Below are 13,909 nucleotides of genomic sequence, written 5' to 3'. Positions count from 1 at the left end.
TATTATGTACATTTTCTCCCCTTCTCCCGCTCTCCCCTTCTCCCGCTCTCCCCTTCCCCAGGAGTCACAAATCAGGTGTTAGGAGTGAGGAGTCAGAAGTCACAAGTCACAATTGACAAATCAAAAAGTAAAAAGCAAAAGACAAAACTGGAATATCTTTTTCCTCTGTTTCTTTTACCTTTTTACCTCGTTCCCTGGCTCTACCTGGGAATGCGTATCCCTTTTTCTGCTGCGGCAGCGCAAGGTATCCGCTTGGGCGTGGTACGTAGCCCCGATAATGCTACCCAATGGAGCGGCATTACGACTCGCTTAAGCGAGAGCGGAGTGTCATATTGTGTGGTTGACCTGGAAAAAATTAAAAATGTGGCAGATTTGAACGGCGTGTCGGTTCTGTTCTTGCCGAATGTGGAAAGCTTGACTCAGGAGCAGACTCTAGCTCTAGAAGCGTGGATGAGTAAAGGCGGTCGTGCGATCGCGAGCGGGCCTGTGGGCAACCTCTCCCCGCCGGGAGTTCGCCAAATGTTACGCAGTCTTTTGGGTGCTTACTGGGCTTTTCCTCTCTCGGAACCAGAGGCGCTACAACCCCTGCGTACCAGAACTCAGGAGTGGGTGCGACAGGAACTTACCGGCACTATCCACGGCGGCGTGATCATTCCCACCAGTTTGAACAGTCAAACAGCTGCCACCTGGACAATAAGTGACTCTCCTCCAGCAGTTGTGACGACTAACCGCGCCACTTTTTTAGGCTGGCGCTGGGGCGTCAATACTGCGGCTAGCGCTCAGCTGGATCTGGGTTGGCTAAAGGCGGCTCTAAGCCGTTACGGCAATATCGCCCAGGCTGGAGTGTCACCTCCCCCAACTTCCGCTAATTGCGTCGCTCCTGGCGCTTTACCCAACGTTGCAGCCGCTCCCAGACCGACACCGACGACGGCGGTGCGGGGGAGCGGGGGAGCGGGGGTGCAGAGGGGCAGAGGGGCGGAGGGGCAGAGGGGCAGAGGAGCAGAGGGGCAGAGGGGCAGAGGGGCAGAGGGGCAGAGGGGCAGAGGGGCAGAATCTTCTCCCTCTTCCCTAGCCCCTAGCCCCTACTCCCTAGCCCCTTCCCCAGTTGACCCGACCGAACGGGTGGCGACTGCTGGGATTCGCGTTGCACCAAATGGAGAACCGATCGCGCCTCAAGAAGCGATCGCTATGCGCCAAGAACTACAAAACCTCCTTGGTCGCGTGGAAAGCGCCATTTTGGCTGTTAACTCCGCCAGTCTCAACCCAGGAGTGCAGGTTGCTGGGGGAGCGGCGGAGCAGGGGAAAAAAGAAACTATCCCCATCAGCTCTTCTTCAACAGTCGCCTCTACTTCTCCAATTAGCACTCAAAACACAGCACTTGGCACTTTACAAAATGCACGGGATGTGCTACAGTCTCTACCCCAATTGATTGCGAAAAGAGACTATGCCACTGCTAGAAGTCAATGGCTGCAAGCACGGTCTAACCTCTGGAACCTTTACCCAACCTCTAGCCCTATAGTTCAATCGGAAATCCGGGCAATCTGGCTCGATCGCGGTTCGATCGTTCAAGCAGGCTCAGAACGCGGCTTAGCCAAGATTTTTGATGGGCTCGCTCAAGCGGGAATTAATACCGTCTTTTTTGAAACGGTCAATGCAGGCTACACCATTTACCCCAGTCAAGTCGCGCCCGAACAGAACCCGCTGACTAAAGGTTGGGACCCTCTAGCTGCCGCCGTTAAGTTAGCTCACGAGCGGGGTATGGAATTGCACGCCTGGGTTTGGACTTTTGCAGTTGGCAACCAGCGTCACAATGCCATTCTCAACCAACCGGCTGACTATCCCGGCCCAATTATCTCGGCTCATCCCGATTGGGCTAATTACGATAACCAAGGCCGGATGATTCCGGCGGGACAGACAAAGCCGTTCCTAGACCCGGCAAATCCTGAAGTGCGGCGCTATTTACTCAGTTTGTGCGATGAAATCCTCAGCCGCTATAACGTGGATGGCTTGCATCTCGACTACATTCGCTACCCGTTTCAAGACCCCAGTCGGGGATCGGTCTACGGATATGGGAAAGCGGCGCGTCAGCTATTTCAGGAAATGGCTGGTGTTGACCCGATGAAGATTTCTCCTAGCAATCGCCCAATGTGGCAAAAGTGGACTGAGTTTCGTACCAGTCAAATTAATTCTTTCGTGGCAGAAGTTTCCCACATGGCACGCCAGCGCCGCCCCAATTTAATTATGTCGGCTGCTGTTTTTGGGTATCCCGTACAGGAACGAATTCAAAAGTTGCAACAAAATTGGGAAGTTTGGGCAAAAAGAGGCGATGTGGATTTGGTGATGCCGATGGCTTATGCTCAGGATACGAATCGTTTTTCCCAACTTGCTGCACCCTGGCTCAGTAACCCGGATTTAAGCTCGACTCTGGTATTGCCAGGTATTTTGCTTTTAAATCTGCCGGAAATAAGTGCGATCGATCAAATTCAGTTTGTCAGGGATCTGCCAAACGGCGGTTACTCGCTATTTGCCTTCGAGCATTTTAGCGATCGACTGCGATCGATTTTCAATCGCACCCAAGGCAACAACGGGGCTACGTCAAAAGAACCGATTCCCTACCGTCAGCCTTTCGCCGCCTCGGCTTCTATTTTCGCCTCTCTCCAGCGGGAATGGGGTTTTCTGCTGCAAACAAACCAACTTCAGATGGCAGAGGGAATGCGATCGCCTTTTAGCACTCAAGGGTCAGCACTTTCAACTGCTTTAAATCAACTAGCTCAACAGCCAAATCCCACTAATTTCGCAGCAGCAAAGAATTCTTTAAAATCATTTCGTTCGCAGTTTCGCAACTGGATGAGCCAGCATTCTACGCAGAATTCCTATCAAGTTCAAACTTGGGATAACCGTCTAGCTAATTTGGAAAAACTATTGAATTATGGTGAACGAGTTTTATTGAATCGACCAAACTCTTCTGCGACAAAAAGATAATTCGCGAAATGGTGTTATCAATACGCTCTTTTTCAGGTATGTTGTTGCGCTTCAGCGCTCTTTAACCTGGAGTTCTTCTTAGTTTTGAGCAACTCTATATAGCAACCGCTCTCGTCGATTAGGGCAGTAGGGGCGAAGCATTCGGGCATATAATTTATTGGTTAAAACCTTATATTTACTACCCGAATGCTTCGCCCCCTCCCCAGATTTATGGCTTAACCGACTCATCGGTTGCTATATAAGCGTTATTGTTATGTGTACCAGTCGTCATTTTTCCAGTCCTCCTTATCATATTCTGCATGGGTGAGGACATGGCGGATAAAAACTTTTTGTTTTTCGTAATCTACCAAGGTGATGAGTCGATAGTTATTACCGCCGATGTTAAAAACCGTTAGATTAACAACTAAATCTGCTGATGCAAAGTCTTGGCGTAACTCATCAAGGTTCTGCCAAATCATACTAAATTGCGTAGGAAAATGCAAGCATCGTCTCTTTCAAAAAATATTTGAACTCTCAAATGTTATTCGCCATCTTAATTTCTTGGATGTGCCACCATCCGCATTCCGCCTAGCGCAGCTAAAGTTAAACCGCGACGAACGGGACGAACCTCCAGCTACCCCCAGTATTGGGGGTCACGGGGGCAAGGGGTTAGGGGGCGAAAAGCGTAAGTTCTAAATTAGATGAATTTAATGCCGTAAATTCCAGATAAAGCGCTATATTTCTTTCAGTGAAGTCAGCATCGGAAGCAAGCAGTGCCAAGAATAATTGCGATCGCCAACGGTAAGGGAGGAGTAGGCAAAACTACTACAGCAGTCAATTTGGCTGCCACCTTCTCGGAGAAAACACGGGTTCTTCTAGTGGATGCAGATATTCAAGGTTCTGCTACTTGGTGGGTTGAGCGCAATCGGGAAAAATGGGGCTTTGACTTAGCTCAAGAGACAGACCCAAAACTTTTGAGTGGTTTAAGCAAGATAGAAGGGTATGATTTAGTAGTGGTGGATACACCTCCGGCGCTGCATTCGGAAGCATTAGCGGCAGTTGTGGCGATCGCAGATTACCTCCTTTTGCCCACACCACCAGCGCCAATGGATCTGGCTGTACTGATTGAGACAGTACGGGAAGCAGTCACGCCGGTTGGAATTGCCCATCGGGTGCTTCTGACTAGGGTGGATTCCCGAAGTTTGGGAGAAGCCCTAGAGGCGCAAAACACCCTCATGGAGTTAGGAATACCCGCCTGCAATGCCTTTGTCCGTGCCTACAAAGCCCACGAACGAGCAGCGCTTGAGGGGGTTCCTATTACTCAGTGGCGAGGCAATAATGCACGGGAAGCTCAAGCAGATTACCGCCGCGTGGCTAATGAATTACAGCGTGATTGGAGAAAATGATGGCTACTAGAAAACGGATTTCAGTTTCAGATGTGCTACGCCAAGAGGCGCAAAAATCCCCAGATGCAGAAGATAAACCTGTTATAGACACCACCGCTGAGGAAGTTGTAGAACAAGATGCTCCAGCAGTAGAAGAATTATCAACAGTCTCTCCCGATAAAAGTGCTGTTAAAGGGGCAGATACAACCACGGCTGAGTTAGAAGCGACTATAGTTGAGTTGAAAGCAGCTTTGGAGCAAGCAAGCCAACTTGAGCTAGCACATCAACACGAAGGTTCTCTACAGCAGCAAGTAATCGAGCTACAATCTGAATTGACTGAGCAAAAAAATCTTGTCCACAAGCTACAAAAAGATTTAAAACAGGTTGATAAGCTAAAGGCAGACCTTGAGCAAACCAAAAAAGAAGCTTTGCAACTAGCTGATGCTAATTCTAAGCTTATTGAAGAAATGAATGCTCTGAAAAAAGAGACTAAAGACATCAAAACATCCATTACAGCCATTACACCCATTACACCTGCACCCATTACACCTGCACCCATTACACCCATTTACAAACCAATAGAGCGGAAAATAGGAAAAATGGCACCAGAGGGAACTAAGGAACCTGACTTTGCCGTTAATACTTGGTTGCTTTGATGAGGATGTAAAAGAGTCAAAAGGAGATAGGGATTTATAATTTCAAATTTAAGAAAAGCAAATATAAAATTCTTCAATTTGAAATCTGAAATCTAAGATTTAAAATTCTCCCCCCTGTCTACCAAACAAAACTCCCCAGCATTTTCGAGATTATCGTAATGCTGGAGAGTTTGAATTTTAGATCTCAAATTCATTCCAATCTAAAATTGTTAGGCTGGGTTTGCTTGCGCTTGTCTCTGAAGCAAGTTGACAATGGAGGTTTTTAGCAGCAGTCCCACCAGCACACCGTTATCGCGAATTACAGGTAGCTGAGTTATGTTCTGTTGTTCCAGGAGTGTGGCAACTTCTAGCAGCGATCGATCTGATTTAACAGTGTTGGATTGTTCGATCGATCGCATTATTTCGCTGACTTTAATTTGGGGCCAAAGTTCGAGAGAAACGGTTTTGAGGTCTTCAACTGCGATCGCACCTACTAACTGTCCGTCTTCATTGGTAACTAAGAACTTCTGCCAGGTAGTTTGACCGATAACGTAATCGTTAGCAAACTGTCGGAGAGAAATATTGGCTGACACAATCGGACTGTTGGGTATTACGGCGTCTTCAGCGGTCAATCCTGCGAGCTTATCCTGCACTGTAGCATACTGGGCAGACTGACCGGCGTTTTGGAGCAAGAACCAACCAACTAAGAGATTCCAGAAGTTAGCGCTACTGCCATATAGTACCAGAGGCAGCACACCAGAGGCGATCGCAATCCAACCAAAGATTTGACCGACGCGACTGGCAAATACAACACCTTTATAAGGATTGCCGGTGACTTTCCATACAGCAGCTTTGAGGATATTGCCGCCATCCAAAGGCAAACCGGGAATTAAGTTAAATAGCGCCAAAGCCAAGTTAATCGAGGCTAGCAGTCCTACAATAGCTGCCAGAGGCCCTGAAATGCCTGTTCCTAAGCCAATGGCTGTGAAGATACCGAATAGTAGTAAACTGACTGCTGGGCCTGCGATCGCTACCCAAAATGCCTCAGCTGGTGTCTTGGACTCTCTTTCTAAATTTGCCAAACCACCAAACAGAAACAGATTGATTGATTTAACATCAATTCCCTGGCGCATGGCGACAAAGCTGTGTCCTAATTCGTGCGCCAAGACGGAAGCAAATAACAGTAACGCTGTCACTAATCCCAGTACCCAAGGCAATGGCCCGCCCAATCCTGGAAAATTAGCCGCTAATTCGCTTCCATAACTCCAAGTTACCAAACCCAGGATAAAAAACCAGGATGGATGGATGTTGAAGGGAATGCCAAACAGGTTGCCAACGCGAAAAGTGCCGTTCATTAGGACTCCTCTTATTTCAGCTTTGAGAGTTTTGTTTTGCTCTCATGCTTTGATTGTAACGGAATGTAACAATGCTTTTAATATTTCAACTATAGTGGTAGCCGTCCGTTAAGGTTCGGTTTAGCGAACGGTGCGTAGCGAACAGTACATAAGGTGGGCATGGCTCACAATTACTGCTAAGGTTTTGGGTAGGGGCGAAGCATTCGGGCAGAAAGTCTTTGGCTGTAGCCATAAATTATCAGCCCGAATGCTTCGCCCCTACAGATATATTTGCAAAAATGGAATAATCCCCAATTACTGTAGTAGGGTAGAGACTGCTTACCCTAGATACTCGCCATAATAGAAGAAGTACCGCAAAGCTTGAGAAAAATTTGATAGCAAACTAGATTATGTCAGTCTCCGAATCCAGAATTACCCGTTCTTACAACCAAGAAGAGATCCAGCAAATTCTCCATCTGGCTATCTCCCGGCAATCTTACGAAGGGGACTTTACCCGCGAACAGTTGTTGGAAATTGCGACTGAGTTAGAAATATCTTCAGAAAATCTTGAGGTAGCAGAAAAAGAGTGGCTAGCCTTACAGGGAGAAAGGCAAAAGCGGCAGGCGTTCAACACCTACCGCGTCGGAAGATTCAAGAAAAGTTTAGGCAAGTATGCGATCGTCAATACATTTTTGGTACTGCTGAATCTAGTTAGTGGTGGTTACCTTTCTTGGTCGCTTTATATTTTATTATTCTGGGGATTAGCCCTTGGTCTTAATACTTGGAATAATTTTCACTTGCAGGAGGAGGAGTACGAAAAAGCTTTTCAGCAGTGGTATCGCAAGTACCAGATGCGGGAATCGATTACTACTTTTTTCAATAAGTTGCTAAAAGCTTGGTAGATCGAGTCTGTAGACAGGACAGTTGATTGTAAGTCCTTCAGTCTTTAAAATAATAAACCAAGCATTCAGTACAGGCTGCGAGGTCAATTCTTCAATCCAAAATCTAAAATCCCAAATGGATTGACTTAGCAGCAGTATTGGGTAATATCTTCTCCACAAACATCGGCTAGGAAAGTTAAAGCGCGGAAACGCAACATCATCAACTGGTCGTAGACAGGATTCAGTTTACACATCGGGGGTATGTGGAAAAGTGTACGTCCAAATACCTGAATATCTCGTTCAAAGGGACATTGAGATGGGATAAGTTTGCACAACAACTTGGCTACTTTGGAGTCTTGAATTTCTATTGATTCTAGCCACTGGCGTACTGGACGCAGGATATTTTCGATCGGGCCTTGAAATTTCAGGTTTGTTTGTGGGGAAGCACTGGTGATGAAAGACATGGCTGACCTTGGTAAGAATTTCAAATTGGTGTTTTTCTTTGATGTCTTTATCATCCACTCAGTTAGGAATTGTTCCAGTGATGCAAATAGGAGTTATTTGTGATAAATTTTAGGGTTACTCGTGATGCAGCTCTCCGAGATTTGCGATCGCTCTCGTCCTAAGTTGTGATTTGCATCACTTTAAACTTTTTAGTCAAAGTTATACAAAATGTTATATTTTATACTGTTTATATACAGCTTTGATTAAAATAGAAAGTATGCAGGTCAAAATGATCTCAGTCCCGTAATTAAAGGTTGCCCTATGTCAGAGCTTACCTACAGTATTCCCATTCTCAGTACTCTAGAAGAACTGGAACAAGCCATTCAGCGCTACAAAGCTAGTGACCTCAGCGGTTCTGAACTCCTCATTCAGTGGGAGGCTATCCGCGATGCCTCCCTCAATCAGGCTTTGTCTGCTGCTGATGCTGATAAGGTTCCGGGCCAAGACAGCTACTAAGCAAGCCAAAATTTAAAAGATATTCGCCATCATAAAGACTTATGGAGGAAACCTATTTGGTTTCCTCCATATCTATAAAATTAAAGCGATCGGCCCCAGGAATTCAACCTGAGAAAAACACCAGCAAAAACCCACATAGATACAGCAGCAGCAAGAAAAAACTCTCAAAGCCGATGTTGCCAATGCCATGTTCTTCCCGACGTAACAAGCCCAAGAGTAGGATACCAGTCATCAGAATGGTTAGGGCAAGGACAAAAAGTTCGCTTTGGGTTAAAGCTTCATAAATCGATCCTTTCCCATAGGCTAAGTCGCACAAAGCTAAAACCAATACGTCGAAGCTATTGCCACCCAGGACGCCGCTGACAGCCAGGGTAAACGCCCCACGCTGCACGGCAGCTATGGTGGTCACGAGTTCCGGAAGTGAGGTTGATATAGCGGTGAAAAGACTGCCAACGGCATTTTCCGAAAGACTTGTAGAGTTGGCGATCGAAACTCCAGCTTGTTCGACGCCATATCCTGCAATGCCAAGAACGGCGGCAAGTAAAAAGAAACGCAACCACAAACTAATTAATCCTGGGCTTTCTGACTCCTCTGCTTGAGGTTCTTTGACAGTTGATTCCTTTGTCTGCTGTGGTTTCCACATCGGCAGATTTTGAGCCTCAGCTACCAGACGCAACCCGAAAATGTAAGTGGCTACGAGTGCGATCGAGGCGGGATGAATTCCCCACAAAGTAATTGATGGATAACCGATCGTCAGTAAAGGAATGGCTAATAAAACTATCAGCAGAGTTCCTTGCGTCAATGTTGCAGCGTCAGCAGCTGCGTATTCGAGATTTGCCTCCAGGTAAGTGATATCGGCAATTCCCAGAAAAGCTGTTTGGACGGCGATATCCCCTAGTGCATTGCCAATGGCTAGGTGTGGATAGCCTTCCAAGGCGGCGGTGACTGACGTAACAATCCCCGGCAAGGATGTGCTAAATCCCAAAAATAAGGCCCCCATCAGGGCTTGTCCCAGTCCGGTTTTTTCAGCTAAGCCCTCAGCGATCCCAGTCATCCAGAAGCCGCTGAGGCCAATTGCTAAAGCTGAGAGTAAAAAAAGAGCAATGTTAAACGCGAGCGATTGGTCAGCAAATTCTAGCATTGATATGATTTGTTTCTCTGTTGTAGTCTGAGAATCTGTTTGCCGCTCATTAGATATATTCTTGAAGAAGAGTTATTCTTAAGGGCAAGATCTAAAAGAGTATGGCAAACGGAGACAATCTGGAAGCAGAGATTAACCCATCTGAGGTTGTCGCATCGCCATTTGAGTCCTTTCTGAACGACTTGCATCTCAAGTACAAATCTCTAAACGACGGCAAGGTAGCGACTTACATCCCGGAACTGGCAAAGGTGAACCCTGATTTGTTCGGTATCTGCGCTCACGCGGTGGATGGTCGGGTTTTCGAGGTCGGCGATTGCGATCGGCTATTTACCATTCAATCAATTTCAAAGGTATTTGTATAGGGGATGGCCCTTGAGGAACCGAAAGAACCGAAATTGTCTGTTGCCATCGTTGGTTAAAATTTTACCGCAGATGAAGACAGATGAACGCAGATAAACGCAGATATGAGAAGGCGAATTTTTTAGGCAACCGATGGTAGTAGATTTCGTATTACGCTCTCTTTGTCTTAATTTTTCTGCGCTTCAGTATTAAGACCAAACATAAAGCACCAAACAAGAGAATTATAATCAATACGATAGTGAACTTGACAATAGACGAGGGTGTTGCTTTCGTTACTGGTTTTAGCGCAGGAAGGGATAATTCTACTAATAACTTATGGGCGGCAGTTGAGGGATGGATGTTATCCCAAAATAAATATTCATTTGGATTATCGCATATACTGCCTTTGATTAAGCAGGGTTTTGTGACATTCTTGAAACCTAATTTTTCTGGAGAGGCAATAGCTCCATTAAATATAGAATTAACATCAAGATATGTGATATTGATATCGTCGCTTAATTTTTGCTGCAAACCGTTTACAGACGCAGCTAATTCGGAGTTATGCTTCTTACTTAAATTGCTGAGTAAATGGGAACGTTCAATTATCCTAGTCCCTGGAAGCTTTCCTAAATCCGGCAAGTTAACCACGACGATATTTTTAGCGCCAACTGCGGTAAGAGATTTAACTGCTTTTGTTAAATTGTTGACTGGTGCGGTAGTGTCCGTAGCACCACCAAGGTAATCATTAGCACCAGCCCATATAATATAAAGAGCGATCGGATCGACGACGGAATTAGTGGCTTTAAAGCGATCGATCTGCGCTAGCACTCCTGGAGGTAATGCCTGAGAATCCCCTGTAGTAGCGCCTGCGTAGGCGAAGTTATTATTTAGATTGAGGGGTAATTTGAGCTTAGACGCCAGATATTCTACCCACACAGGGCCATTCGAGTAACGTCCTTGAAAATAGGGCGGACTTGTGGGGCTTTTCTTGTTGGTAGCTTTGAAGACATTGCCCATATCGGAGAGGCTATCGCCAAACACATAAATGCGATCGAAATTCTGTGCTAGAATCCCGCTCGGAGAAACAAAAATGATTGTTAATGCGATCGCAACTCCGGCAAAAATCATCCATAACCTTTTGATCGACATATTATTTGGGTCAGTATCAGTCGCTTTCTCCTTGTAGCAAATTTTCGAGAAAATGACTGGAGATTCTCAGTAACTTCTCAAGACCAGTGCCGTTATGCAAAATTCTGTTTCAAGGTACGGCAAATTTGACATACGATATAAATAACGTATGTCAAGAGAGACTTTTGGTATGAGAGCTAATCCAGGGGGAGAAATCGCTCCAGCAGAGGTATTTGGGCGGGATAAGCTAATCGAGCGCTTATGGCGGATTTTGGAGCGACAGAGCCTCGTCCTCAGTGCAGAGCGGCGGATGGGAAAAACCAGCATTCTCAAGAAGATGAGAGCGGAGGCTCCGGCGGACAAGTTACCTGTGTACCGCGACCTCGAAAAAGTGCGATCGCCCCTAGAATTTGCCCAGACTATTTTTGATGATGTAGAAAGCTATTTGAGTCGTTCCAAACGGACAGCGGCGAAAGCAAGGCAATGGCTAACTAATCTGACAGGTCTTGAGATTGGCGGTATAGTCAAATTCCCCGATGCGGTTGCAAATGAGTGGAAAACTCTGCTGACCAAAACCATCGAAGACTTAGTAGAAAATCAAGAACGCAAAGTAATTTTCTTTTGGGATGAAATGCCGTTGATGCTCGACAATATTAAGAAAAAAGATGGTGAAAGTGCAGCAATGGAAGTGCTAGATACATTGCGATCGTTGCGTCAAACGCACTCAGAATTGCGGATGGTTTATACAGGTTCGATAGGCTTACATAACGTCCTCACTTCCCTCAAACGAGCAGGGTATGCCAACCGTCCAACAAACGATATGAAAGCTGTAGACGTGCCACCATTATCACCTAATGACGCGGAGGAATTAGCGCGGCGACTGCTGGAGGGAGAAGATATCGAGACCGATGACATACAGACAACAGCTAAGGCGATCGCAACTGCTGTAGATGGAATTCCCTACTTTATTCATCATGTTGTTGACCATCTGATCGAAGAAGATAAAGCCGCAAATGTCGCCAGAGTCGATGCGATTATCAACACTTACCTCATCGATCCACAAGATCCTTGGGACTTACGTTACTACCGGGAACGGATTGACACTTACTATGCCAATGATGAAAAACAGTTAGTGCTGAATTTGCTGGATATTTTGGCAGGTACTGATACTTCGCTGCCGTTTGATGACTTGTTCAATTGTCTTGAATCTCGGCAAGTCAACCCAGACATTGAAAAAACAAGAGATGTACTGACGCTGATTCAACAAGACCACTATATTCTATTGCAATCTGATGGTTATTGCTTTCGTTTCCCGTTGATTAAATATTGGTGGCGAATGCACCGGGGGGTTAGATGAAAGCGACTTCTCTTTCCCGGTTCACTCCCAGTTTGATGAAGGCAGAAACGTTGGAAGCCATATTTGTCCAGCGTCACGGGTTAGCAGAGCATATTGTCGAACTTATTCGCGAAAGTGCGCTGACGCCATCGAAACATTACACACTACTAATTGGGCCGCGAGGTATTGGCAAGACGCACTTTGTTTCATTGGTATATCATCGCATCTGCCAGATGGATGATTTGCGCGATCGCATCTTAATTGCGTGGCTGCGAGAGGAAGAATGGGGTGTGACATCTTTTCTAGATTTGCTCTTACGTATTTTTCGGGCGCTTCAAGAAGAATATAACGATATCGAACTAGCAAAAAAAGTCGAATCGCTCTACTCGTCACCGGAAACCGCTGAGAGTAAAGCAGTTGTGATGCTAAGAGAATTCATCGGCGATCGCACGCTACTTTTACTTGTTGAAAACCTGGATGAATTGTTTGCCGGATTGGAGGATGAGGGGCAAAAAAAACTGCGTTCTTTCCTACAAGAGAGTTCCTGCTGTACGATTTTGGCAACAGCACAGAGTTTGTTTAATGGTGTCAAACTGCAAACTTCACCATTCTATGGATTTTTTCGGATTCGCTACCTCCAAGATCTGAGTGCTGAAGAGGCGGCGCAACTGTTGACGAATTTAGCCAAATTAAATGGCGAGCCCGAATTAGAATCATTTATCCAAACACGAACAGGACGCGATCGCATCCAAGCTGTGCATCATCTTGCTGGTGGAAACCATCGCATTTATGTAATTTTCTCGGATTTACTCACCCGCGAGTCGCTGGATGAACTGGTAGATCCTTTCATGCGGACGCTGGATGATTTGACACCTTACTATCAGGCGCGGATGGCGTGGCTTTCGCCGCAGCAGAGAAAGATGGTTGAGTTTTTGTGCGATCGCCGTCATGCTGTTAATGTTAAAGAAATTGCCCAACGTTGTTTTATTACTCATCAGACAGCATCTAGTCAACTTAAGGATTTGCGGGAGAAGGGTTATGTAAGTTCTGAAGCGATCGGACGGGAATCTTTTTACGAATTACGGGAAGTGTTGATGCGCTTTTGTCTTGAGGTTAAGAAACAACGCGGCGAACCGATCCGTTTATTTGTGGATTTTCTCAGAATTTGGTACACGCGAGAAGAACTGCAACAGCGATGGGAACGCTGTCTAGCTAGTAGTCAGGATAGTTCGACTTTGCACGGTACGTTTCTAAAATCATCCTTGCGGTTAGAAGATAGTCATCGCCATCAACAATCATCTCCACTTTCCCTAGAACAAGAATATCTGCGGCGATCGCTGGAAGCAACTGATAGCGAGGAAGACCCCCGCGTAGCGGCATATATTAAGGAATTTTTGGTTTGCTATGAGAAAAAAGACTTCCTACAGGGATTGCGATTGATAGAAAAACTGGTAGAAATTAGAGGTCACGAATTAGACTGGTTGTTGCAAGGAGCTTGTTTGGATGAACTCAAACGTTATGAAGAAGCGATCGCCAGCTATGACCAAGCCATAAAATTCAAACCCGACAAGCACGAAGCCTGGTATAACCGGGGTATTGCGCTAGGTAACTTAGGAAGATTAGAAGAAGCGATCGCCAGCTATGACCAAGCCATAAAATTCAAACCCGACGACCACGAAGCCTGGAATAACCGGGGTAATGCGCTAGGTAACTTAGGAAGATTAGAAGAAGAGATCGCCAGCTATGACCAAGCCATAAAATTCAAACCCGACAAGCACGAAGCCTGGTATAACCGGGGTATTGCGCTAG

General features: G+C 46.0%; 13 protein-coding genes. 8 read left to right on the top strand and 5 right to left on the bottom strand.

What is annotated here, in order from left to right; all coding sequences use genetic code 11:
• Positions 1 to 84 precede the first annotated feature (84 nt).
• Positions 85 to 2,982 carry a glycoside hydrolase family 10-like protein gene (locus LAY41_RS32525; protein WP_249093116.1) on the top strand — a complete coding sequence of 966 codons (2,898 nt, stop codon included), beginning with the start codon at positions 85 to 87 and terminating at the stop codon, positions 2,980 to 2,982.
• Positions 2,983 to 3,233: 251 nt separating this feature from the next.
• On the opposite strand, the gene LAY41_RS00940 is transcribed toward LAY41_RS32525, so the two are convergent.
• Positions 3,234 to 3,440, bottom strand: a complete 207-nt coding sequence (locus LAY41_RS00940; RefSeq protein WP_249093113.1) for a type II toxin-antitoxin system HigB family toxin — start codon at positions 3,438 to 3,440, stop codon at positions 3,234 to 3,236.
• 294 nt (positions 3,441 to 3,734) lie between these two features.
• On the opposite strand from LAY41_RS00940, the gene LAY41_RS00935 reads away from it, so the two are divergent.
• Positions 3,735 to 4,367 (top strand): ParA family protein, encoded by a 633-nt coding sequence (locus LAY41_RS00935; protein ID WP_249093111.1) that lies wholly within the window; start codon positions 3,735 to 3,737, stop codon positions 4,365 to 4,367.
• Complete coding sequence (locus LAY41_RS00930) at positions 4,364 to 5,002, top strand: hypothetical protein (protein WP_249093109.1); 639 nt, start codon at positions 4,364 to 4,366, stop codon at positions 5,000 to 5,002. Before LAY41_RS00935 ends, LAY41_RS00930 begins: the two co-directional genes overlap by 4 nt.
• A gap of 209 nt (positions 5,003 to 5,211) precedes the next feature.
• Here LAY41_RS00930 and LAY41_RS00925 read toward each other — a convergent pair whose 3' ends face one another.
• Positions 5,212 to 6,336 (bottom strand): site-2 protease family protein, encoded by a 1,125-nt coding sequence (locus LAY41_RS00925; protein WP_249093108.1) that lies wholly within the window; start codon positions 6,334 to 6,336, stop codon positions 5,212 to 5,214.
• A gap of 389 nt (positions 6,337 to 6,725) precedes the next feature.
• Here LAY41_RS00925 and LAY41_RS00920 point away from each other — a divergent pair, with 389 nt between their 5' ends.
• Positions 6,726 to 7,217, top strand: a complete 492-nt coding sequence (locus LAY41_RS00920; RefSeq protein ID WP_249093106.1) for a 2TM domain-containing protein — start codon at positions 6,726 to 6,728, stop codon at positions 7,215 to 7,217.
• A 125-nt stretch (positions 7,218 to 7,342) separates the two neighbouring features.
• On the opposite strand, the gene LAY41_RS00915 is transcribed toward LAY41_RS00920, so the two are convergent.
• Complete coding sequence (locus LAY41_RS00915) at positions 7,343 to 7,660, bottom strand: Mo-dependent nitrogenase C-terminal domain-containing protein (protein WP_249093104.1); 318 nt, start codon at positions 7,658 to 7,660, stop codon at positions 7,343 to 7,345.
• 301 nt (positions 7,661 to 7,961) lie between these two features.
• On the opposite strand from LAY41_RS00915, the gene LAY41_RS00910 reads away from it, so the two are divergent.
• Entirely contained in the window at positions 7,962 to 8,156 is a 195-nt protein-coding gene (locus LAY41_RS00910; RefSeq protein ID WP_249064301.1) for a hypothetical protein, read from the top strand.
• A gap of 103 nt (positions 8,157 to 8,259) precedes the next feature.
• On the opposite strand, the gene LAY41_RS00905 is transcribed toward LAY41_RS00910, so the two are convergent.
• Positions 8,260 to 9,297 carry a sodium:calcium antiporter gene (locus tag LAY41_RS00905; protein ID WP_249093101.1) on the bottom strand — a complete coding sequence of 346 codons (1,038 nt, stop codon included), beginning with the start codon at positions 9,295 to 9,297 and terminating at the stop codon, positions 8,260 to 8,262.
• A 101-nt stretch (positions 9,298 to 9,398) separates the two neighbouring features.
• Between LAY41_RS00905 and LAY41_RS00900 the strand changes: the two genes are divergently transcribed.
• A complete protein-coding gene (locus LAY41_RS00900) occupies positions 9,399 to 9,659 on the top strand; it encodes a glutaminase (protein WP_249093100.1) in 261 nt (86 codons plus the stop codon).
• Between the two features lie 148 nt (positions 9,660 to 9,807).
• Here LAY41_RS00900 and LAY41_RS00895 read toward each other — a convergent pair whose 3' ends face one another.
• On the bottom strand, positions 9,808 to 10,785 hold the full coding sequence (locus tag LAY41_RS00895) for an SGNH/GDSL hydrolase family protein (protein ID WP_249093097.1): 978 nt from the start codon (positions 10,783 to 10,785) through the stop codon (positions 9,808 to 9,810).
• Positions 10,786 to 10,954: 169 nt separating this feature from the next.
• On the opposite strand from LAY41_RS00895, the gene LAY41_RS00890 reads away from it, so the two are divergent.
• Together LAY41_RS00890 and LAY41_RS00885 are read left to right on the top strand one after the other, a co-directional pair.
• A complete protein-coding gene (locus LAY41_RS00890) occupies positions 10,955 to 12,121 on the top strand; it encodes an ATP-binding protein (RefSeq protein WP_249093094.1) in 1,167 nt (388 codons plus the stop codon).
• Positions 12,118 to 13,909 (top strand): tetratricopeptide repeat protein (locus tag LAY41_RS00885; RefSeq protein ID WP_249093091.1); only part of this gene is annotated, 1,792 nt, incomplete at its 3' end. The genes LAY41_RS00890 and LAY41_RS00885, both read left to right, overlap by 4 nt.

Origin of the sequence: Argonema galeatum A003/A1 (assembly GCF_023333595.1) — a bacterium.
GTDB lineage: Bacteria > Cyanobacteriota > Cyanobacteriia > Cyanobacteriales > Aerosakkonemataceae > Argonema > Argonema galeatum.
Note: the sequence above shows the minus strand (reverse complement) of the source record. Positions and strands in the feature narration are given on the sequence as shown.

What these genes read in the sequence shown, in the direction of transcription:
- LAY41_RS00910 (WP_249064301.1), top strand. Translation starts at nt 7,962, where the DNA reads ATGTCAGAGCTTACCTACAGTATTCCCATTCTCAGTACTCTAGAAGAA.
- LAY41_RS00920 (WP_249093106.1), top strand. Translation starts at nt 6,726, where the DNA reads ATGTCAGTCTCCGAATCCAGAATTACCCGTTCTTACAACCAAGAAGAG.
- LAY41_RS00925 (WP_249093108.1), bottom strand. Translation starts at nt 6,336, where the DNA reads ATGAACGGCACTTTTCGCGTTGGCAACCTGTTTGGCATTCCCTTCAAC.
- LAY41_RS00890 (WP_249093094.1), top strand. Translation starts at nt 10,955, where the DNA reads ATGAGAGCTAATCCAGGGGGAGAAATCGCTCCAGCAGAGGTATTTGGG.
- LAY41_RS00940 (WP_249093113.1), bottom strand. Translation starts at nt 3,440, where the DNA reads ATGATTTGGCAGAACCTTGATGAGTTACGCCAAGACTTTGCATCAGCA.
- LAY41_RS00900 (WP_249093100.1), top strand. Translation starts at nt 9,399, where the DNA reads ATGGCAAACGGAGACAATCTGGAAGCAGAGATTAACCCATCTGAGGTT.
- LAY41_RS00895 (WP_249093097.1), bottom strand. Translation starts at nt 10,785, where the DNA reads ATGTCGATCAAAAGGTTATGGATGATTTTTGCCGGAGTTGCGATCGCA.
- LAY41_RS00915 (WP_249093104.1), bottom strand. Translation starts at nt 7,660, where the DNA reads ATGTCTTTCATCACCAGTGCTTCCCCACAAACAAACCTGAAATTTCAA.
- LAY41_RS00930 (WP_249093109.1), top strand. Translation starts at nt 4,364, where the DNA reads ATGATGGCTACTAGAAAACGGATTTCAGTTTCAGATGTGCTACGCCAA.
- LAY41_RS00905 (WP_249093101.1), bottom strand. Translation starts at nt 9,297, where the DNA reads ATGCTAGAATTTGCTGACCAATCGCTCGCGTTTAACATTGCTCTTTTT.